Raw genomic sequence first — 21,890 nt, 5'->3', positions numbered from 1 at the left:
AACTAACCGCTACTTCATGTGTGATTCATCGATTCCCTTACAGTTCTACCCAGCTATCCTGAAAGACGGGGTAGCCCAGTGGATGAAGCCTTACCTCATGGACCCTGTTATTGATAACGGTAAACTTTTTTTCCGTAAAAATCGGAACCCAATACGCCTGCTCTACCATCCGTTTTTGCAGATCCACGTAAATTTGCTTTCGCTCGTCTGTGTTCACGGTAACACGGCCTTTTTCGAGTAGCTTGTCGATCTGCTCGTCAGCTATATCGGAGAAGTTGGAGCCTCCCTGGCGTTGACTGGAATGTAAATACTGGAACAAGACGTCCGGATCGGTAGCACCATACCCCATGACGGTCATGTCATAATCACCGGACAAAGCCGTCTGGATCATCGCTGCCGGTTCCAGCGTATCAATAACCACCTCGATACCGACATCCTTCAGCATGCCTTGAACCAACTGTGCGCTCTGAGAAAAACGTTCCATGCTCAACAAATGTACGCGCAGCGGTGTGCCATTACGCTCTCGCAAGCCTTGAGGATTCAGCTTCCAGCCAGTCTCCTCTAACAGCTTGCCAGCTTCCTCGGGCTGATAGGAATAAGCGTAATCTTTTATTGAAGGATCATAGCCAAACATCGCTTCGCCCAACGGTCCAAAGGCTTGTACGCCTTCCCCCTGCAGGGAGGCTTGCACAATCGCTTCTTTGTTTACAGCCATATTAAGTGCCTTGCGTACGCCAATATCCTGGAAGATTTCTTTTTGCAAATTCAATCCGATAAATAAGCCAAGACCGCTTTTCAACTGCTCATGTACCGTGAATTTTTCGTTGGATCGATATTTTTTGGCATCCTTTGCTTGCACATTGGTGGCCACATCGAGAGAACCGCTATCCAATGCCGCGAGCATCGTCTGGCTGTTTTTAATGAAGCGAATCTCAAGCTTGTCTGGTTTAACCGGACCCTGATTCTGTGCAGACGCGTCCGCCCAATGAAAATCAGGATTGCGTACCATCGAGATCGATTCCCCTGGTTTCCAGCTTTCGAATTTCCAGGCCCCTACACCAACGGGACTTCGCCCGTATTGCTTTCCCGCCTTTTCGATTGCCTGCAAAGACAACGGCTGCGCCCAACCGGGGCTGGCGAGATCGGAAAGGAGCGGAGCAGACGGTTGTTTCATATGAAGCACGAGCGTTTGATCATCTGGTACCGTGATCGATTCAATCGAGGACAGGGATGATCCCGTACTTTGTTGGGCAAATTCTTTCGACTGAGCTCGTTCGAATGTCTCTTTAAAGCTATTGGAGGTCAACGGTGTTCCGTCATGAAAGCGGACATCCGAACGCAAAGTAAACGTCCAAGTCTTTCCATCCTCTGAGACGGTGTATGATGTTGCAAGAGACGGGTTGATTTGCATGGTTTTCTCATCTTCGAAAAGCAAGGCACCACCCAGATAGCCTCCTATAAATTCAGTCACAAGCATAGAGCTGGCCTGAACATCCAGCGTATCCGGTTCTTCTGTCATCGCAAGGGTAATCGTTCCTCCCGCTGTCGGGACTGATGCGGACTGCTCTGGTTGGGGTTTGGTACTGACAGATTGACTGCATCCTGCTGTCAAACAGAGAAGCGAGACAAGCAATACTCGGAAAAGACGCATGAAAACCCCCCTCTTTCGCTGATCAGACTTGTGGTAACCGTGCGGAAACGAATTCAACCATAGCCTGGACCCGTGCTATACGCAAAGCAGGTTTACCGATTTGCAACAATCCGTGGCTGGCATCAGGCATACGCAGGAATTCAACCTCACGATCCAATCGCTTGAGATAAATATAAAATTGTTCCGCTTGCTCGATTGGGCAACGCAGGTCTTGTTCTGAATGCAGCAGTAACAGCGGCGTTCTCACTTTGTCGACATACGCTAACGGAGAGTGTTTCCAGAGCGTCTCCATATCCGTTTTACCAGCGAACTCTTGCTCGATAAAAACAGGACTAATATCGCTTGTGCCATACATTGAAATCCAGTTGGAAATGCATCCTTCCGATATGGCAGCAAAAAATTGATCTGTTTTGGTCAGTAGCCAGTTCACCATGAAGCCGCCATAGCTGATGCCATTGATCGCAACTCGGCTTCCATCCAGGAAGTCAAAGCGCCGTACAGCTTCTGTCAAACCATTCAAGAGATCCTGATGATCCTTGCCACCATAATCGCCATGTACCGCCTCGGAAAATTCACGACCAAATCCTGAACTGCCTCGCGGATTGATGTACAACACGGCATAGCCTTGGGCGGCAAATACCTGCATCTGATGAAAATAGGCGTAGCAAAACATGGAATGTGGACCACCGTGAATGTCTAGCAGGATCGGGTATTTTTCCCCTGGAGTAAATGATGCTGGCTTCAACAGAAAGCCCTGGATCTGCCAATCATCTATGGAACTGAAGGTGAACTCTTCCGGCTCTGCTACAATCAGCTCGCTCATCAACTGCTCATTACAATCATCTAGTCGCACTTCTTCTCCATTGCTATTCACAAACGCAATGCACCCCGGCTGGTTTGGACTCGAATATGCGATCGTCAAGCCGTCATTACCATTGTATGAGAAATGAAAGATCGTCCGGTTACCTTTGACCACAACCTCGAAAGATGCACCTTCCTGTTCTTTGGAAAAACGGACAACCTCGTTCTTGCCTTCCCGCGTGCTCAATGCATAGATCCATTCACCGTCACGTGACCATTGCGGTCGCATGGGATAGCGGAGAAAGTACATATCGGTAAAAGTAAGATCCCCCATTGAAAACGGGTACTCCCCCGACAGAAGACGCGCTTGGCCGCCAGTTGCGTCCATCACATATAATTGCTTGTGCTCTTTATTTGCCAAGAAAGCGATCCATTTGCCATCCGGCGAGTACACCGGAACCTTGGCATCCGCCTCGGGGTAGAGCGTTTCGAGCTCCCCTCCAGCTGTCGGCACTCGCAAAATTTGCCCGCCGTAGATCGGTGCTTCTCCCCTATTGGCAACAAACGCGATGTAGGATCCATCTGGAGAGATTACGGGTTCACTGGCATCAAACTGTCCATTCGTCAGCAGTTTCCAATCGCCAGTAGCCAGATGTATCGCGACCAATTGCCTTCTCAGTCCCTTATCAAAACCTACGCCATCCAGTTTGTAGTAGGATTGATCATATCGCTTGGGTCCGGCAGCCCACGCTTTGTTCACTTGTGCGATCTGCTCATCCAGCTCTTGTTGCGTTTTGTCGTCAGCTAACGTTTCGACAATTGATTTTTCCGCATGAACCGGTACTAATCCATATAGATAGTCCCCATCTGGCGACCAGAACAGCGAGCTGATCCCGTGACGGAATCTCGTAAGCTTTTTTTCCTCCCCACTGTCAAGCGTCAAAAGCCATGCCTGAATCCCGTTTTCACGATTGGACAAATAGGCAATTGCTTTGCTGTCAGGTGACCAAGCAGGTCCCAGATTGCTGGTTCCAGAGGTGGTCAGGATACGCTTTTCTTGGCCGCTACTATCAGCCAGATGTACATGCGTTTCGTAATCATTCTCTTTTGTGCGAACCACTGTTTTCTCATAGACAACCTTCTTGCCATCTGGTGAAATTGTTGGATTGCTCGGCCATTGGAACTTGACAATGTCTTCTGGTGTAACCAGCCTTTGCTTTACATTCATCATTTCCTGCCTCCCATTTGATCAGTTTCCCATGCTTTATGTGGATAGCTTGTTGTCCTTTGTAAAACTTCGTATTCACTCATAGAGATGGCACGCAACCAACCTGCCATCTACCTCTCGATGCATAGGGACCTCTGTTTTGCAGATCTCCATGCAAGCTTGACAGCGAGGATGGAACTTGCAGCCGGTTGGGGGATTGGATGCCGATGGCAAATCACCTTTCAAGATAATTCGTTCCTTGTTGTCGTCGGGATCTGTTTGTGGTACGGCTGACAGAAGCGCTTGTGAATAGGGGTGCAGCGCCTTTTCAAACAACGCTTCCTTTGTCGCAAGCTCGACGATCTCACCCAGATACATGACGGCTACTCTATCTGCGATATGCTCAACAACACTTAAATCATGCGAGATGAACACGTAGGTAAGAGAGAATTGCTCCTGCAAATCTTGAAGCAGGTTAAGAATCTGGGCTTGTATCGAAACATCTAAGGCTGAAACCGGTTCATCGGCAATGATCAGCTTGGGGCGGAGCATCAACGCCCGTGCAATCCCGATACGTTGCCGTTGACCGCCGGAAAACTCATGCGGATAGCGGAGCAGGTAGCGCTTGCTCAAGCCCACGATTTCAATCGTCTCCTCGATCAAGCGTTCCCGCTCTTGGTGAGGTACACGATGGGCAACCAATGGCTCTGTCAGGATTTGTTTGATCGTTAGTTTCGGATTCAACGTATCGAAAGGGTTTTGGAAAACCATCTGCATGTTGCGTCTTACGGCTTTCATTTCCTTTTTTCCAAATTGGTGCAATGGTTCTCCCTGAAAAATGATCTCCCCGCCCGACGGTTCCACCAATCGCAGGATGCAGCGTCCTAGTGTTGATTTCCCACAGCCGGATTCCCCTACGATCCCAAGCGTTTCGCCTTCATAGATGCTCAAATTAATTCCATTTACTGCATGGACATAGCTAGCTTCTTTGAACAAGCCTTTTTTTATCGGAAAGCGTTTTTGCAGATTTTTCACTTCCAACAGTGCCGGATTCATTGCATCACCGCCGATCGTTCTGCCTTTTCCTCGTACAACCAGCAGCGACATGAGGCTTGCTGATCCAGCCCAATGAGCTCAGGACGCTGCGTCAAACAGATCGGCATGACTTTGTCACAACGCGGAGCAAATCGACAGCCCGGTGGATAATCGTCAGGCGAAGGAACGCTCCCTGCGATGCTGTTCAGTCGTTTTGCGCCCTTTGACTTATGCGGAGTGGAGTTGATCAGCCCGATGGTATAAGGATGTTTTGGGCTGCGTAGAAGGGTACGAGCATCGGCCTCTTCGATCACCTGACCTGCATACATCACCATTACCCTGTCACAGGTTTCGGCCACGACACCCAGATCATGCGTGATCATAATCATGGCCATCCCGAGCTCCTTGCGAATTTTCGTGATCAGATCCAGGATTTGCGCTTGAATCGTCACATCCAGCGCTGTTGTCGGCTCATCTGCGATCAGCAGGGTTGGGTTGCAGGCAATCGCCATTGCGATCATCACCCGCTGTCTCATCCCTCCGGAGAGTCGATGAGGATACTCAGCAAAAATTTCGGTCGCGCGGGGGATTCCCACAAGTGTGAGCAGTTCAATCACTTTTTGGCGCGCTTGCTGTTTGCTGTGACCTTCATGCTTTTCCAGCACTTCACTCATCTGCTTGCCAATGGTGAGAACCGGATTTAAGGAGGTCATCGGCTCTTGAAAAATCATCGCCATTTCTTTCCCACGAATTCGTTGCATTTCTTTTTGGGAGAGCGCGAGCAAGTCTCGTCCGTTCAGTCGAACACTTCCTTGCTGAATTCTGCCATTTTGCCCCAAAAGCTGCATGATGGAGAGTGATGCAACACTCTTTCCGCACCCTGACTCTCCAACAATTCCGAGGGACTCCCCTTTTTTCACGTGAAGACTAAGCTCATCGACAACAGTTAGAGCCGTGCCTTTTTTTGTAAACTGTGTGGTCAACCTTGTGACGTCCAGCACATTTGTCAACAGAAGCTCCCTCCTTTCATTCCCCTTACCTACTTGCCTTGTGATTTGGGATCAAAAATATCACGCAAGGCATCACCCAAAATATTGACCGTGAACACGATGATCGTAATGGCCAAACCAGGAAAAGTAGCCAGCCACCATGCGTCCGACAGGTAATCCTTACCTTCGTTCAGCATAGTTCCCCACTCAGGAGTTGGCGGCTGCGCACCCAAACCAATAAAGCCCAATGCGGAAGTCTCCAGAATGGCTCCGCCGACGAATAGTGTGGTATAGACAATTAAAACATTGAAAATATTCGGAATAACTTGATGAGTAATGATCCACCAGTTGGAGCTGCCAATCGACCGGCTTGCTTCAACGTACCCAGACGATTTGATCGTCAATGCTGCACTCCTGATGAGAATTGCGAATGCCGGAATCGAGGAGATCCCGATGGCAATCATCGCATTCGTCTGACTCGGCCCGAGCACGGCAACGATCGCAAGTGCCAGAATGATACCTGGCAGAGCGAGCAGCACCTCCATGATTCTCATCAAAACGTTGTCAACAATACCGCCCACATAGGCGCTGACCACACCAATCAAGGTCCCCAGCACAAATGTGATGCCGACAGCCATGACCGCAACCATTAAAGTAACACGTGTACCGTACAGCATCCGTGAAAGCACATCCCTGCCAATCGCATCCGTGCCCAACCAGTGATCCTTTGAAGGTCCCATCAAAAAGGCATCGTAATAGGTTTTCGTCGGATCGTGTGGCGCGATCCATGGTCCGATAATTCCCAAAATCACAATTGCGAATAGAATCATCATACTGAATCGGGCTGCACGATTTTGCCAAATCTTTCTAATTAATTGAAACCGAGGGGCTTGCCATTCTTGTTTCTGCAAGGCTTGATGCTGAACAATTCGGTCGAGGCCACTCACCTTACATGCCCCCTTTCGATGTACTGTAGTCGATGCGTGGATCCAAGACGGCATACAGCAGATCGACACAGATATTGACGATTACATAAATCGCACCCATGAACAGGATGATTCCTTGGATCATGGGAAAGTCTCTCGAGCTGATCGCTTCAATCGCCAATGTACCAATGCCTGGCCAGTTAAAAACTTGCTCCACGATTACCGCTCCACCGAGCAAAGCAGCCATCTGCAAGCCTACGACAGCTACTACGGGAATCATGACATTGCGGAAGGCGTGACGGAATAACACAATACCTTCGCCCATTCCTTTCGCTCGGGCCGTGCGGATGTAGTCGTTGGACAAAACCTCAACCATGCCGGAGCGAGTCAATCGGCTGATCGTAGTAGAGAGCAGCACACCGAGTGTAACTGCCGGCATGATCAAATCCTTGAAGCCTGTCCCGCCGGCAACTGGAAACCAGCCGAGATTGACTGCAAACACCATGATAACCAGCAGGCCCAGCCAAAAGCTTGGCAGGGACATACCGAGAGTTGCCAAACTCATAATGGCATAATCGACATAGGTATCTTTGTACTTGGCAGCGAGAATACCCATGATCACCCCTGCGACGATCGCGACGACGATCCCGGATAATGCCATCTTCAATGTGGCTGGAAAACGCTGGGCTATTTCCATGCTTACAGGTCGACTCGTTTTCAGGGAAGTACCCAGGTCTCCCTTTAATACGCCCGTGGCATAGTTCACATATTGAACGACCAGGGGCTTGTTCAGCCCCATATGTTCGCGCAATTGCTCGACTCGCTCTTTCGTTGCCTTCTCCCCAAGCATGATACGTACCGGATCTCCTGGAATGAGATGAATCAGGGCGAAAGAGAAAAGAGATACTCCGACCAAGACGATCAACCCGGACATCAGTCGTTTTAACAGATATTGCCTCATTATTTGCTCACCCAGCTATCGTTTAGTTGCAAACGATCGATATTATAGCCCACGCCTTTCACTCGCTTGTTCACGACCGTAAATTGCTTGTCCACATAAATAGGCACGATATACGCTTGTTCGACCATCCGCTTTTGCGCTTCTGCATAAATCTTCTTGCGTTCCTCTGGATCAATCGTGTTTCGTCCTTTGACAACGAGTTGATCAATGGATTCATCCTTAATCGATGCATAATTGAAGCCACCGATTTGTTTGGAGTGGAAGAACAGATACAGAATGTCAGGATCAAAGTAAGAGTAGCCCCCAACTGCCAGATCAAATTCACCTTTCAGTTCCGCTTCCATCATCGCGCCAAGCTCCATCGTATTAATTTTCACCTGAATGCCGAGCTCTCCTAACATCGCCTGAACGAGCTGAGATTCTTTGGACTTGCTTTCTACGGAAAGCATGGTAAATTGCATCGCTTTTCCGTCTTTCTCTCTTACACCAGATGCGTTCGTGACATATCCTGCCGCATCCAGCAGCTTTTTCGCTTCTTCCACATTGTACTTGTAACCATAGGATTCAACCTCTTTGTCATATCCCATAATGGTTGGCGGCAGTGGGCCATAAGCAGGAACGCCTTCGCCTTGCAGAGCCGATTGGATAATCGCCTCTTTGTTAATTGCCATGTTGAGTGCCTTTCTCACCTGGAGATCCTGCAAAATTTCACTTTTCTGGTTCAAGTTCAAATACATGCCCATACCTGACTTCATTTGTTCCAATACTTCAAATTTTTCGTTCGCTTTATACTTCTTCGCATCTTTAGCGGGTACGAGCGTCGCCACATCGATGGAGCCGCTATCAAGTGCAGCCATCATGGTTTGCCGGTTTTTGATGAACTTGGCAACCAGCTTCTCTGGGTGCACAGGACCTTTGTTGGTATAAAAGGCTTCCGGCCATTTGAAAGAATCATTGCGCGTGAAGGTGATCGATTCACCGGGCTGCCAACTTTCAAACTTCCACGGACCGAGCCCAACCGGAATGCGGCCGTAATCTGCGCCCCCCTTTTCAATTGCCTGCATCGATAAAGGCTGCAGCCAGCCATTGACCGTCAAGTTGAGCATGAGGGGTGCAAATGGCTCCTTTAATTCCAAAATCAGCGTTTTATCATCTGGCGCTTTTACCTCATTAATCGCGTCAATTAAAGCAATCGTGCTTTTCGCATCTGTCTTCGGATCGAGGATGCGGTCAAGCGTCGCCTTATAGGCACCTGCCGTAAACGGCGTACCGTCCTGGAACGTGATTCCTGAACGAATCGTAAAGGTCCAGGTTTTCCCATCCTCAGAAATCTTGTAGCTTTCTGCCAGATACGGTTTCACTTCATGAGAAGTTGGGTCCATATACACGAGGGAACCACCCATGAATTGGGCAATTTCATCAACAACACTCGCCCCTGTCGATTTGTGTACGTCAAGCGTATCTGGTTCCCGGTCAAACGCGATCGTAATGGTTCCACCAGCTACGGGTGCTCCACTCTCTTGTTTCTCATCAGCAGCTGCATCCCCTTTACCTTGTTGCGGATCACTACTACCACCGCTGCTACAAGCACTCAGCATCAGCAACGTGGCAAATGCGAATGCCCCTGCTTTCAAAAATCTCTTTCTCTGAATCTTTTTCAACCAAAAACCCTCCTTCTTTGATCCCGAAACATGGTAGCCATTGCTTACATTCTCGGGCTTGCGTAGCTCTCTCATCGTTGGTGAAAGCCCTGCCCATACTGATTAGAGCCCCCTTATCGAGGTAGAAGAACTAAATACTTTTTTTATTTTTAAAAAGAATCATTCACTTCTTTTCTTTTATACCACAATCCTTTTTCCAAATAAATACTCTTTATAGAATTTTCTGAACGCTAAAACAAACGAAAAAATTAGCGCCATGCATCTATCAATCTCGGGTGTTTTGATCAAAGGACATGAAAAAAACGGATGCTTTTTGCAGCCGGATATGGATTTACATACCTTTTGGATTAGCCCGATTGAGCTGCTCACCTGCCGAGCAATCAGAACGTAAAGCCTCGTACATCCGTTAACGATTGAAAGGGCTCCATCCCTCTGTTGCATTCGAAAAAGATGTTTCAATTAAGGGTGCTTTACTCACTACAAGCATAAGATTTATTACAGCCGAACAAATCAATCAAGCTCTTCATACGCCATACCATCATTTATCAGCTTTGTTAACTGCATCTTTCAATGCATCAGTGGTTATAAGCGTGTAGAAACCTCAAAGAAAACAGATAGCTGCAAGAGAATCCGGTCCTTGTTATAGTCTCGTCCCGTCCACTTTCGTAGGACATCCAGTTACGAGATATAACATCTTCAGAAGCGCATCATCCGTGGGAAAAATGGCTTTTCCCTTTGTAACTTTCCGAAGCTGTCGAAGATAAAAATATCCTTGTTCCGCGTCCTATCATCCCCTGCTCCCCATGAAATCTTAAGATAACGATGCGTTTTAATGAATATTCTCAAAAATTGGGAGGACTTACCTTCCTTCCGACCGAATTGCTACAGGTAATCACATGCTTGGAGGGAAAGAGCATGAGCCTGACAATTATTGCCGGCACTGGGTATTACGAGAAGCGCATCAACAGCATGGAAGAAGGCGGTCAAATTGATGCGGGATACTTGTATGGCAGAGTGATCACCACCAATCAGCCCTATTTCATCGAGGATGCGTGAAACAATCCCAAGTATGACCCCTCTGTACCTCAGGGGGGCACGGAAGAGCTGGGAGAGCTGGGTACTCCTATCCATTACAAGGGAAAGGTATTTTTCCGAAATTCATGGGAAAAGTCGCCCCCTTGCCCTTGTGATCAATCAGGCTGAACAGGTAGCCCGCGGCACCTCCAACATCAATGCTGGCAGCCGCCATCCACTCTGCTAGTTCCCAAAGCAACGGACCGTTCATCATCGTAAACTGCGGAGACATTCCAGAGTGTGATTTACCCTTTCATCTCCAGGTTAAGCTGTTGCATGTCCTCCAAACGAAGCAGGTTGAGCGAGTCTTATCCAACAAGCTGCTGCCGGTCAATATTCGTGTCATTTCGGCTACCAACAAAAACCTGGAGGAAATGGTCCGAAACAATGAATTTAGAGAGGATTTATACTTCCGGATGAGCGTGATCCCCTTACATATGCCACCGCTTCGTGATCGTTCGGAAGACATCCTGCTTCTAATGGATTACTTTCTGGCAAAATACCACCAACTGCTTAACCACCCGATCCTGGATTTCACCCCGAAAGTAAAAGTAATGTTCTGCCACTACCAGTAGCCAGGGAACGTACGAAAGCTCGAAAATGCCTTCGAATACGCGGTCAATATGGAAACCACTCCCTACATCGGGCTGGAGAGCATCCCTGTCCGCATTCGACAGCACCATAGCGTCAACGCCATTGCCATTCCCGGCGAAAGCGAACTCCCCCCGAAAGAACGACTCCGCCCACACGAACGGTAACTCCTTTCCGCGATGCTTTAGCAGCACGGGCAATCGCTCGAAGCGAAACGAGTGGTAGCTGAGAAGTTAGAGATTGGGCTTGCTACTCTATATCGCAAATTGGAGTGGCACCAACTTCTCAGTGATGAGAATATTTTCTAATTTTCAAGAAACCAGCGTTCTAAACTTCTTACTTTTTGCTTTTTTGTACATCATTCGAATGCAATCATCCGCCAATTGCCTTGGCATTATTCTTGCTATTCTGAATCTTTAGATATGTATAAAGGAGTGTTCCTATGCTTGGTCCCATGGTAAAACTAGAGCATCTCGTCAAACAATTTGGTCCTCAAACAGTTGTCCATGATCTTTCTCTCGACATCCAGAAAGGAGAATTCCTCACTTTATTAGGACCCAGCGGATGCGGGAAAACAACCACGCTGCGAATGATCGCGGGTTTTGAACATCCAAGCTCCGGCCAAATCATGCTGGACGGCGAGTACGTTCACGAATTGCCTCCCTATGAACGCGACGTCAATACGGTATTTCAGAGCTACGCGCTGTTTCCCCATTTGAATGCGTACGAAAATGTCGCGTTTGGACTGCGTGTGAAAAAGGTCTCCAAAAGCCAAATTGATACGCGTGTCAGAAAAGCGCTGAATCTGGTCCAGCTGGAAGATTTCGTCAACCGCAAGCCCGATCAGCTCAGCGGCGGTCAGCGACAACGGATTGCCATCGCACGAGCGCTGATCAACAATCCCAAGGTGCTATTGCTTGACGAACCGCTGGGAGCTCTGGATCAGAAACTGCGTAAACAGATGCAGGTCGAGCTGAAGCACCTGCAAAAGCAATTGGGTATTACGTTTATATTCGTCACACACGATCAGGAAGAAGCCCTTACCATGTCTGACCGGATTGCTGTCATGAATCGGGGTGTACTGGAGCAGGTGGATACTCCCACCGTGATATATGAGCGGCCCGCGACGCGATTCGTTGCTGAATTCATCGGGGAAACCAACCTATTGACCGGTACGGTGAGCGCCCGGGATCACCAACATATGCTGATCGAGTGTGAAGGCTTTCAAATAGCGGCCACGGCACTCCCTATTCACAAAAATGAGAAAGTGACAGTGGCAATCCGGCCTGAAAAATCTGTTCTTTCCCTAGAGCCCTCTGCCGATGAACGGATTGTCCAAATCTGTGGCAGGTTGACGGAGAGGATCTACTGCGGCGGATCAACAAGGACGGTCGTTACTCTGACAAACGGCAAGCAATTCGTTGCTCTGGAGAAGACCGATCAGCTCCTGCCTGCGGGTGCGGGTGATGAGCTCTATGTCCATTGGAAATCGGAACACGGGGTGGTGGTAACCCAATGAAAGCTCCGGTGATCGGCTCCACAGCCTCCACCCATCCAGCCTCTGCGCCGAAAACGAGCCGTCCCAAAGACTACGGCAAGATGTGGACAATCGGCCCCGTCCTAGTTTGGATGGTCGCACTATTCCTTTTACCTCTGGTTCTGGTGTTGGCCGTCAGCTTTTTCTCACGCAGCTCGTTTGGGGGAATCGACCTCCCGTTGACTCTCGATAACTACATCCGCTTCTTTGACCCGCTTTACTTCAAGATCCTCTGGGTCTCCTGCGTCCTGGCTTTTTTCACAACCGCCAGTTGCCTCGTGTTCGGCTATCCGTTTGCTTACATCATCGCCCGTTCCCCGGCCAAATACCGGAACATCCTTATGCTATTGATCATCGTCCCTTTTTGGACCAATTCATTGATCCGTACATACGCCTGGATCGTGCTATTGCGAACCGAAGGGGTCATTAACACCCTGCTCTTGAAGTTGGGGCTGATCGACCAACCACTCTCTCTTCTGTACAATGAAACGGCCGTGCTGATCGGCCTTATATACACGATGCTGCCGTTCATGGTGCTTCCTCTATACGCTTCCATTGAAAAGCTTGACCGCACCCTGCTAGAGGCAGCCAGAGATTTGGGAGCCAAACCCTGGCAGACATTCTGCAGGGTTACTCTTCCCCTGACAGCCCCCGGCATTTTGGCTGGGTCCCTGCTTGTTTTCATTCCGTCCCTGGGTCTTTTTTTCATCCCCGACCTGATGGGGGGCAGCAAAACCGTTTTGATAGGGAACCTGATCAAAAATCAGTTTCTCACTGCGCGGGATTGGCCCTTCGGCGCAGCAAGCTCCATCATCCTGATGATACTGACGCTGCTGTTCATTGTAGGCTACATCCTGGTATCCAAAGACAAACAAGGGAAGGAGCTGTTGTAACGTGCGCCTTTCTTTTGGCAACAAACTTTCTATCCTGTATGCATCCCTGATTTATCTCTTTTTGTACATGCCGATCGCTATCCTGATTCTCTATTCCTTTAACCAATCCAAGCTGAATGCCGTTTGGACCGGATTTACGCTTGACTGGTATTTGAAGCTGATGCAAAACAGTGACGTGCTGGATGCAATGAGAACGTCCCTGCTCGTAGCTTTGATCAGCACGATCGCCGCCACCATGATCGGCACCCTGGCAGCCGTCGGAATGTACCGGTACCATTTCCGGGGTAAAACGGCACTGGATGCCATGCTGTACCTGCCAATCGTCATTCCCGAAATCGTAATGGGCATCTCCCTGCTCGCCCTGTTTGCTCAGCTGCAGGTACCACTTGGCTATTTCACGCTTATCGCTGCCCACATTACCTTCTCTGTTCCCTTCGTTGTGGTCGTAGTCCGGGCACGAATGGCCGGGTTTGACAGGAGCATCGAGGAAGCTGCGATGGATCTTGGCGCAACTCCATGGCAAACGTTTGTTAAAGTGACCGTTCCCGTAATTGCGCCGGGGATCTTAGCCAGTAGCCTCTTGGCGTTCACCCTTTCAATCGACGATGTAATCATCAGCTTTTTTGTCGCAGGCCCATCCAGCACCACTTTACCGCTCAAGATATTCTCAATGGTCAAATTCGGGGTCACCCCCGAAATCAACGCGCTGTCCACCTTGATGCTGATTGTCACGCTGTTTTTGGTCATCATCGCGGAGCGCATCCGGATGAGAAAAAATTAGAGAAACAAGGGGGATCATTATGACGAAACACTGGAAACATTCAATTGCGGCCTCGATCGCTGCGGTGGCACTGGCGGTGACGGCAGGATGTGGCTCATCCTCTCCTACCACGCAGGAAAACGGCTCTGGCAACGGGCTGGACAAGGAGCTGAACGTCTTCAACTGGTCGGAGTATCTGCCTGAAGAGGTGATAAAAAAATTCGAAGACAAATACAGCGTGAAGGTTAACTACAGCACCTTCTCCTCCAATGAGGAAATGCTCGCCAAGGTATCGGCAGGCGGGGGTATCTACGATCTGACAGTGGCAAGCGACTACTTCATTCAGCCCATGGCGAAGCAGGGCATCATCGAGCCTTTGGATCTGAACAACATTCCCAACTTGAAGAATCTCTCCGAAGAATTCGTCAACAAAGATCACGACCCCGGGAACAAATTTAGCGTTCCATACATGGGCAACACCGTCTCCCTTGCCTATAATCCAGATAACATCAAAACAGAGATCAAAAGCTTCGAAGATCTCTGGAAGCCGGAATTCAAGAGCCAGATTGTCATGGTGGACGATCAGCGGTTTATTCTCGGGATGGTGTTGAAGACTCTCGGATATTCAGGGAATGATACGGATCCTGCTCACCTCGAGGAAGCACAGCAAAAAATGCTGAAATTGATGCCAAATATCAAAGCCTTTGACAGTGACAGCCCGAAAACGATGATGATCAACGGCGAGGTGAACATCGCATTTGTCTGGGGCGCGGAAATCGCTCTTGCCCAACACGAAAAACCGAAGATCAAGACTGTCCTTCCCAAGGAGGGGCTGATGCTCACTTTTGACAACTTTGTCATCCCAGCAGGTGCCAAGCACAAAAAGACAGCGGAAGCGTTCGTCAACTTTCTGCTAGAGCCGGAAATCAGCGCGGAAATCGCAAAATCATTCCCGTATATCAATCCGAACAGAGAGGCACGCAAGCTGATTGACAAAGCTATACTGGACAATATCGCCATCTATCCACCCGCTGAGGAAATGAAAAGGGTAGAGAGCCTAAAAGATATAGGCGATGCCGTCAAGCTGTACGATCGTACCTGGTCGGAAGTAAAAAGCTCGCAGTAGCCAACCACTCTGTCCGAAAACCATGTTTTTGTCAGCCAATCGATTCATTCTATCAAAGAAAAAGGCGGGGAAAATTGCCCCCGCCTTTTTGCTGCGCTGATTCAATTTCAGAACCAGCCGCTTGGTTTCACGTTCAGCTTGATGTTGATCTGCTTGACCTCGGTGTACGCTTCATAGACGTACGTCCCCAGCTCACCTCCGATTCCGCTCATTTTGTACCCGCCCCATGGCACTCTGGTGGATCAAAATGTGAGAGTACCCGTATCTGGTTAGGTAGCGATGAATGGTAAGCAGCTAACAATCAGTTTCAAAAACCCTTAAATCGCTCATAACCGCTGAAAACTAGTGAACTTCCTTATATCCCCTCTCATCTTCTTGTAGTACAATAAGGGAACGTATGTTTTGTAATAGAGATATTAGATGCTAGGAGAGGTTAACTATTTTCCTGTATAATTGGAGTTCTACAACCATTGCTCTGGTATTACTTGCAGTGGTCTTGATTGTTTACGCCGTGATCGCACTATTTAAGAAAGCACGTAGGGCTGTAAGACGGTTACATTTTGCCAGCCTCTTCAGTGGAAAGGCACTATTGATCGGAACGTTACTGTTTGGAGGCAATAATGAGATGGAGGCACTTTTGCAATATACACCGTACTCCTTCCAGCAAGCCTTACTTTCGTCTGATTTTGAACTTGACTACAAGGATAACTGTATTCTTTTTGCTAAAGACGAATCTTTATCCGGCTCCATTCAACTCAAGGATCAAAATGTGAGGGTATTCGTATCTGCTCAAATTAGCGCCCCTAAAAATTTGCGGACCTTTTATCAGGTTGTCACTTCATTGAGTCCAACTACACAAGAAGTTTTGCAAATCAAAGAGCTAGTGAATAAAAAAGTAAATCGAAAACTCAGCTTCACTCATGGGTACGTGGAGCTGAAGGGTAGCACAGTTGAACTTATGTTGGAACGACCTGTAGTAGAAATAACTACTTCCTGATAAAGCAAGAAACTTTATCCACAGCCACTATTTTGTCTTAAAGGACACTCGTAGCAATGGGATGATGCATCTTGATTCAGATAGGTTAATGAAATACATAGCAAACTATAAGTAAATCATATCTCCTCCAGGCTCCTTTGACCTGATAAAGGACTACATATGAGAAAGCCCAGTGCTAGCAAATACGCTGGGCTTTTTCCTATTTTAGTTTGTATGAGACACCCTGTTTTTTCCTCATTGAAACCAATTGTCATGTTCAGAGGATTTCGGATTGTTGCGGTAATTTTTCACTTCTTTGACAGGTACTTCTGTTGCTACATAAATGGCACCACTCTCAAGTGCTGACATCCTGAGTTGGCTGTCAGAAATCTTTTTTATGACAAGTTTGTCGGCTCTTGGAGGACCTTGATTTTCATAATATGGCTCTCTCCACTGAAAAGCTTCATTTCTAACATAGGTGACACCTTCGCCCGTTTTCCAGCTCTCAAACTTCCACGGCCCTAGTCCCACAGAATTCCTCCGCCAGGCACGCGTGCTGGAGAGCGATTTATACACATGGAAACCCGAAAACAGAAAAAGCAGCGCTCCGCCAAAAAGAGTGCTGCTTTCCAAACTGGTTCCCGGCGCCCTCCTGTTGCTTCTTGCCGTTGGGCTGACCTTTTACTATTACCTATTTGACATTACTACACTCCGATGATCGTCAGCTTTTTCGGATAGGACGTCAGCACCTCTACGCCCTCTCGTGTAACAAACACGTTATCCTCGATGCGTACCCCGCCGAGCTGAGGGATATAAATCCCCGGTTCAATGGTAAATACCATTCCTTCACGGACGATATCGTGGTTGTTGCCATGGATGGACGGGTATTCGTGTAATTCCAGACCTAGGCCGTGCCCGACGCGATTTAGAAAGTATTTCCCGTATCCCTTTTGTGCAATGATCTCACGTGCTGCATGATCAATAGTGGCGAAAGCAACACCTGGCTGTACGGCAGAAATCGCCGCCAGATTGGCTTGCAGAACGGTATCGTACATATCGACAAGCTTTTCATGTATCTCACCAACGCCAAAAGTGCGCGAGATATCCGAGTGATATCCATCTACCAATACCCCCGAGTCAAACAGCAGCAGTTCCCCATTCTGGATTTTGCGCGTGCCGGGAATCCCATGAGGCTGCGACGATTTCTCCCCCGACAGCACGATGCTGTCAAAAGCCGACCCCTCTGCCCCCAGCCTTTTCATCTGGTATTCCATTTCCGCTACAATTTCGATTTCCGTAACGCCGGGTTTTACATGGCCCAATGCAGCGGCCAACACTTCTTCGATCAGGTAAATGGCCCGCTTCATGCTCCCGATTTCTTCCGGGCTCTTGATCATTCGCATTTCACGGAGCGGTTCCCCTGCATCGATTGATTCCTCGGCTCCCGTGGCCGCCATCACGGCGCGATACCGTGCAACATGCAGATGCTCCTCTTCCACGCCCAGCCGTGAAATGGATACAGGAAGCTTCTCTTTTAGCAGGTCGTACGGATTCTCCGTATCGGCGCATGCGAAAATCGTCGTCACGCGGGAAGCTTTTTGCGCCTTTTCTTCATCCAGAAGCGGAACGATTAAAAACGGTTCCTCTCCCTTTGGCAAAACCAGTCCCATGAACCGTTTGTGCGGCTCATTAAAGAATCCCGTGAGGTAGTAGATGTGCTGTGGCAAAGTAATCAGCATCGCGTCAACACATTTACGCTCCATAAACGAATACAGTTCTTTCAAACGGTCATTCATGAATGCTCACCAAACCTTCCTTATTTAATAGAGATGACAAGCTACCCACCGTCCAGGGGCGTCTTCCCTCCATAACGGTTCCGTAGCCGAACACTCCTGCATCGCATGCGGACAGCGCGTGCGAAACCGGCAGCCGCTTGGCAGATTTGCCGGGCTCGGCGGGTCTCCCTGCAGGACGATCCGCTCGCGTCGCGCGGTCGGATCAGGCACGGGTGCGGACGAAAGCAAAGCCTGCGTGTACGGATGGAGCGGCTCTCTATACAGCTCGAAGCTCTCCGCAAGCTCAACCAGCTTGCCTAGATACATCACGCCAATCCGGGTGGAGATATGCTTCACCATCGAGAGATCGTGGGCGATAAACAGGTAGGTAAGCCCCCGATCCGCCTGCAAATCCTCTAACAGATTCACCACCTGTGCCTGTATCGAGACATCCAGGGCTGAGATCGGTTCATCAGCGATGATAAACCGCGGATCGACTGCAAGAGCGCGGGCTATCCCGATGCGTTGACGCTGCCCGCCGGAAAATTCATGGGGGAAGCGCTTGGCATGCTCTGGCCTCAGTCCCACCTGCTCAAGCAGTTCAACAACGCGACCTGTCCGGTCGGATCTGCTCAAATCATGGATTTCCAGCCCTTCAGCGATGATGTCGCCCACCTTCATCCGGGGATTCAGACTGGCATGCGGGTCTTGGAAAATCATTTGCACATCCCGATTGAACTGCTTCGCTTCCTTGCGCGACAGCTGGTGCACGTTTTTCCCCTGAAACAGCGCCTCCCCTTCCGTGCTCTCGTAAATCCGGATTAACGTCCGACCGAGGGTAGATTTACCGCAGCCGCTCTCACCCACCAGCCCCAGCGTCTCTCCTTTCCGAATGGAAAAAGAAACCCCGTCCACCGCTTTCAGCGTAGATCCAGTTCCCAGTGTAAAATGTTTCTTCAGTCCGTTTACTTCTACCAAATGCTCCGCCATCATGCCTGCCTCCCGCTTGCAATGAGTTCGTCAATTCTTGGTGCGCGGGCATCATGCAGCCAGCATGCCGCCTGATGGCCACCTGAAAACTGCGATGCATCCGGCATCTCGTGCGCGCAGATTTCCATCGCATAGTCGCAACGCTCTGCAAATGGGCACCCTTGCGGCGGGTGAAACAGATCAGGAGGCGTGCCATCAATTGGAATCAGCCGTTCCTTTGATTCACCATTCATCCGTGGCATGGAGCGCATCAATCCCCATGTATAAGGATGCTTCGGCTGGGCAAAGATCAATTCTACCGGTCCTGATTCCACGACGACGCCCGCATACATCACCACGGCCCGGTGAGCGATTTCCGCAACCACACCGAGATCATGCGTGATCATAATGATGGACAGATTGGTTTTGATCTGCAGCTCTTTTAGCAAATCGAGGATTTGTGCCTGCACCGTCACGTCCAACGCGGTAGTTGGCTCATCGGCGATGACCAGCTTCGGATTGCAGGCCAGCGCGATGGCGATGACCACCCGCTGCCGCATCCCGCCGGAAAATTCGTGCGGGTATTGTTCCACCCGTTTCTCGGCGTCTGGAATCCCTACCTGCCGCAGCAGCTCCACTGCTTTCGCCCGCGCCTCCTCTCGTGGCACGCCATGGTGGTATACCAACCCTTCAGTTAGCTGCGTACCGATTTTCATTGTCGGATTGAGCGCTGTCATTGGGTCCTGAAAAATCATCCCGATCTCCGAGCCCCTCAGCTTCAATAGCTCCGCCTTGGACATGCGGGTGATTTCTTTTCCATTGAATGTGACGCTCCCATCTACAATGCGGCCTGGCGGACAGGGAATCAGCCCCATGATCGCCTGCGCCGTCACGCTCTTGCCACAGCCGCTCTCGCCCACGACCGCCACCGTTTCCCCTGCTTCCACGTGAAAGGTTACGCCTCGCACCGCTTGCACTTCGCCGCCATAGGTCTTGAAATGAACTTTCAGATTGCGTACGTCGAGTAAATGTTCCATGTCATCTCCCCCTAGTCGCGCAGGCGCGGGTCTAGCGCATCCTGCAAGCCATCGCCAAACACGTTAAACGCAAACATCACGAGCGAGATCATCATGCCAGGGAAAAACAGCCGCCACCAGTCTCCCGTCAGAATGACGCCCAGAGCGTCGTTGGTCATCGTTCCCCAGCTTGCGATCGGTGCCTGTACGCCCAATCCCAAGAAGCTGAGGAACGACTCGGCGAAGATTGCCGCTGGTATGGTAAAGGTTAAATTTACGATAATAATGCCGATGGTATTGGGTATCAGATGGCGCCACAGGATACGTGCAAACGAAGCACCCAATACCTGCGCGGCCAGAATGTATTCGTTCGTCCGCAGCTGGAGGATCTGTCCGCGAACCAATCGGGCCATGCCGATCCAACCCGTCACGGTCAGAGCCGTAATAATCGTCGTGATCCCCGGCTCCATGACCACCATAAGCAGGATCACCACCAGCAGATACGGCAGCCCGTGTAGCACCTCAATGACACGCATGATTACGTTATCGATGCGCTCCCCCTTTTTCCCACGCCCTGCCATGTAGCCGGCAATCCCGCCGACGGAAACGCCTATCACCAAATCAATCAGTGCTGCCACCACCCCGATGGTTAACGAAATCCGCGCACCGTACCAGGTACGTGCAAACATATCGCGCCCGAGGTCGTCCGTCCCGAACCAATGCTCCGCTGACAAGGGCATATTGCCATCCAGCAGACTCTGGTCAGCAAAGCTGTAAGGAGTCAGTGACGGGCCGATGACCGCCATCACAAAGATTACCAGAATGAGTACAAGCCCGACCATCGCCAGCTTGTTTTTGGCCAGCTTTCGCATCACTTCCTGAAAGTATGAGAGACTGGGCCGTTCGGCCGCCGCCTGTTTTCCCGTTTTTACCAGGGGTCGGAACAGATCGTCCGATTTCGTTTGTGCGTTCATCCCGAGCCCTCCTTGTTGTTCAGCTTGATGCGCGGATCAATCAGTGTATAGGCGATATCAATGAGTAAAATCGTAAGAATCAGCACGGTGCTATAGAAAATGGTCGTGCCCAGAATGACCGGATAATCCCGGTTAAAAATGCCGTCTACAAAATATTTACCGATGCCCGGGATGGCAAAAATCTTTTCCACAACGAACGAACCGGTTATTAATGCAGCCATCAGCGGGCCGAGAAACGTGACCACAGGCATGATTGCATTGCGTATACCGTGCCGGATGACGATCAGTCGGGTGGGCAGCCCCTTTGCCTCTGCGGTGCGAATGTAGTTCTGATTCAAGACATCAATCATACTGGTGCGCATGTAGCGCGTAATGACGGCCAGCGGACCGAACGCCAGCGCAATCGAGGGCAGCACCGTGTGCATCCAGGTGCCCCACGTCGCGACCGGAAAAATCGGCCACTTCATCGCAAAATAGTTGATCAACAGCGGCGACATCAGGAAGCTGGGAACGGATATCCCGATAATCGCCAGCACCATCATCAGGTAATCCAGGCCTCGACTGCGGTTAAGCGCGGCCACGATACCAAAGAAAATTCCCAGCACAAGCGAAATCACCAGGGCCTGCGTCCCCAGAACAGCCGAAGCAGAAACGCCATCGGCGATCATATCATTAACACTGCGTGTGTCCGACTTGATCGACATGCCCAAATCAAGGGTTACGAGATTTTTCAGATAAAGTACGTATTGTACAGGTAGCGGCTCATCCAGATGGTACTTGGCCCGCAGGTTTGCAAGCACCTGCTTGGGCAGCTTCCCCGACTCAGCAGCGAACGGGTCACCAGGTATCATGTGCATCAGGGCAAACGTCAGCGTCACGATGATCCAGAGCGTCAGGAGTACCATCAGAATGCGTTTCAGCAAATAACGGGACACGGCGTTCCCTCCTTTTCACAGATTGATCGGGAT

General features: G+C 49.8%; 21 protein-coding genes and 2 pseudogenes. 8 read left to right on the top strand and 15 right to left on the bottom strand.

Annotation, left to right across the window (positions count from 1 at the left end):
* Positions 1-37: 37 nt before the first annotated feature.
* The 8 genes and pseudogenes from AN963_RS08385 to AN963_RS31825 all read right to left on the bottom strand — a co-directional run.
* Positions 38-1,651: an ABC transporter substrate-binding protein gene (locus AN963_RS08385; RefSeq protein ID WP_055744039.1), complete on the bottom strand. Its 1,614-nt coding sequence runs from the start codon at positions 1,649-1,651 to the stop codon at positions 38-40.
* Positions 1,652-1,673: 22 nt separating this feature from the next.
* The gene (locus AN963_RS08380) at positions 1,674-3,683 is read right to left on the bottom strand and encodes a S9 family peptidase (protein ID WP_236707898.1); all 2,010 of its coding nucleotides are present in this window, start codon (positions 3,681-3,683) and stop codon (positions 1,674-1,676) included.
* 72 nt (positions 3,684-3,755) lie between these two features.
* Positions 3,756-4,715 carry an ABC transporter ATP-binding protein gene (locus AN963_RS08375; RefSeq protein WP_055744038.1) on the bottom strand — a complete coding sequence of 320 codons (960 nt, stop codon included), beginning with the start codon at positions 4,713-4,715 and terminating at the stop codon, positions 3,756-3,758.
* Complete coding sequence (locus AN963_RS08370) at positions 4,712-5,704, bottom strand: ABC transporter ATP-binding protein (RefSeq protein ID WP_055744037.1); 993 nt, start codon at positions 5,702-5,704, stop codon at positions 4,712-4,714. Before AN963_RS08370 ends, AN963_RS08375 begins: the two co-directional genes overlap by 4 nt.
* A 29-nt stretch (positions 5,705-5,733) precedes the next feature.
* Positions 5,734-6,594 carry an ABC transporter permease gene (locus AN963_RS08365; protein WP_055744505.1) on the bottom strand — a complete coding sequence of 287 codons (861 nt, stop codon included), beginning with the start codon at positions 6,592-6,594 and terminating at the stop codon, positions 5,734-5,736.
* A gap of 37 nt (positions 6,595-6,631) precedes the next feature.
* Entirely contained in the window at positions 6,632-7,570 is a 939-nt protein-coding gene (nikB, locus tag AN963_RS08360; protein ID WP_055744036.1) for a nickel ABC transporter permease, read from the bottom strand.
* Positions 7,570-9,231 carry an ABC transporter substrate-binding protein gene (locus AN963_RS08355; protein ID WP_055744035.1) on the bottom strand — a complete coding sequence of 554 codons (1,662 nt, stop codon included), beginning with the start codon at positions 9,229-9,231 and terminating at the stop codon, positions 7,570-7,572. Before AN963_RS08355 ends, nikB begins: the two co-directional genes overlap by 1 nt.
* A gap of 582 nt (positions 9,232-9,813) precedes the next feature.
* Positions 9,814-9,994 (bottom strand): annotated as a pseudogene (locus AN963_RS31825) (IS256 family transposase); the annotation flags it as partial.
* Positions 9,995-10,146: 152 nt separating this feature from the next.
* Between AN963_RS31825 and AN963_RS31820 the strand changes: the two are divergent.
* The 7 genes from AN963_RS31820 to AN963_RS08325 all read left to right on the top strand — a co-directional run bounded on the left by AN963_RS31820 (position 10,147) and on the right by AN963_RS08325 (position 15,212).
* Positions 10,147-10,287: a hypothetical protein gene (locus AN963_RS31820; protein WP_236707897.1), complete on the top strand. Its 141-nt coding sequence runs from the start codon at positions 10,147-10,149 to the stop codon at positions 10,285-10,287.
* Between the two features lie 176 nt (positions 10,288-10,463).
* The gene (locus tag AN963_RS31815) at positions 10,464-10,880 is read left to right on the top strand and encodes a sigma 54-interacting transcriptional regulator (protein ID WP_236707896.1); all 417 of its coding nucleotides are present in this window, start codon (positions 10,464-10,466) and stop codon (positions 10,878-10,880) included.
* Positions 10,881-10,928: 48 nt separating this feature from the next.
* A complete protein-coding gene (locus AN963_RS32650) occupies positions 10,929-11,063 on the top strand; it encodes a hypothetical protein (protein ID WP_456263952.1) in 135 nt (44 codons plus the stop codon).
* 275 nt (positions 11,064-11,338) lie between these two features.
* Positions 11,339-12,415 carry an ABC transporter ATP-binding protein gene (locus tag AN963_RS08340; RefSeq protein ID WP_055744032.1) on the top strand — a complete coding sequence of 359 codons (1,077 nt, stop codon included), beginning with the start codon at positions 11,339-11,341 and terminating at the stop codon, positions 12,413-12,415.
* Positions 12,416-12,495: 80 nt separating this feature from the next.
* Complete coding sequence (locus AN963_RS08335) at positions 12,496-13,326, top strand: ABC transporter permease (RefSeq protein WP_236707936.1); 831 nt, start codon at positions 12,496-12,498, stop codon at positions 13,324-13,326.
* Positions 13,327-13,393: 67 nt separating this feature from the next.
* The gene (locus AN963_RS08330; protein WP_152985648.1) at positions 13,394-14,107 is read left to right on the top strand and encodes an ABC transporter permease; all 714 of its coding nucleotides are present in this window, start codon (positions 13,394-13,396) and stop codon (positions 14,105-14,107) included.
* 19 nt (positions 14,108-14,126) lie between these two features.
* Complete coding sequence (locus AN963_RS08325) at positions 14,127-15,212, top strand: polyamine ABC transporter substrate-binding protein (RefSeq protein WP_055744029.1); 1,086 nt, start codon at positions 14,127-14,129, stop codon at positions 15,210-15,212.
* Between the two features lie 107 nt (positions 15,213-15,319).
* On the opposite strand, the pseudogene AN963_RS30765 reads toward AN963_RS08325, so the two are convergent.
* Positions 15,320-15,442 (bottom strand): annotated as a pseudogene (locus tag AN963_RS30765) (hypothetical protein); the annotation flags it as partial.
* A 395-nt stretch (positions 15,443-15,837) separates the two neighbouring features.
* Here AN963_RS30765 and AN963_RS08320 point away from each other — a divergent pair.
* Positions 15,838-16,209, top strand: coding sequence for a hypothetical protein (locus AN963_RS08320; protein WP_055744028.1), 372 nt, complete (start codon positions 15,838-15,840; stop codon positions 16,207-16,209).
* A gap of 234 nt (positions 16,210-16,443) precedes the next feature.
* Here the strand turns inward: AN963_RS08320 and AN963_RS08315 are convergent, their stop codons facing one another.
* From AN963_RS08315 to AN963_RS08290, 6 genes are all read right to left on the bottom strand, one after another.
* On the bottom strand, positions 16,444-16,764 hold the full coding sequence (locus AN963_RS08315) for an ABC transporter substrate-binding protein (protein ID WP_269084389.1): 321 nt from the start codon (positions 16,762-16,764) through the stop codon (positions 16,444-16,446).
* A 128-nt stretch (positions 16,765-16,892) separates the two neighbouring features.
* Positions 16,893-17,984, bottom strand: coding sequence for a M24 family metallopeptidase (locus AN963_RS08310; RefSeq protein WP_055744026.1), 1,092 nt, complete (start codon positions 17,982-17,984; stop codon positions 16,893-16,895).
* 24 nt (positions 17,985-18,008) lie between these two features.
* The gene (locus tag AN963_RS08305) at positions 18,009-18,953 is read right to left on the bottom strand and encodes an ABC transporter ATP-binding protein (protein ID WP_055744025.1); all 945 of its coding nucleotides are present in this window, start codon (positions 18,951-18,953) and stop codon (positions 18,009-18,011) included.
* Positions 18,953-19,969, bottom strand: a complete 1,017-nt coding sequence (locus tag AN963_RS08300; protein ID WP_055744024.1) for an ABC transporter ATP-binding protein — start codon at positions 19,967-19,969, stop codon at positions 18,953-18,955. Before AN963_RS08300 ends, AN963_RS08305 begins: the two co-directional genes overlap by 1 nt.
* A gap of 11 nt (positions 19,970-19,980) precedes the next feature.
* Positions 19,981-20,922 (bottom strand): ABC transporter permease, encoded by a 942-nt coding sequence (locus tag AN963_RS08295; RefSeq protein ID WP_055744023.1) that lies wholly within the window; start codon positions 20,920-20,922, stop codon positions 19,981-19,983.
* Entirely contained in the window at positions 20,919-21,857 is a 939-nt protein-coding gene (locus tag AN963_RS08290) for an ABC transporter permease (RefSeq protein ID WP_055744022.1), read from the bottom strand. Before AN963_RS08290 ends, AN963_RS08295 begins: the two co-directional genes overlap by 4 nt.
* Positions 21,858-21,890 lie beyond the last annotated feature (33 nt).

It is taken from the genome of Brevibacillus choshinensis (assembly GCF_001420695.1).
GTDB lineage: Bacteria > Bacillota > Bacilli > Brevibacillales > Brevibacillaceae > Brevibacillus > Brevibacillus choshinensis.
Note: the sequence above shows the minus strand (reverse complement) of the source record. Positions and strands in the feature narration are given on the sequence as shown.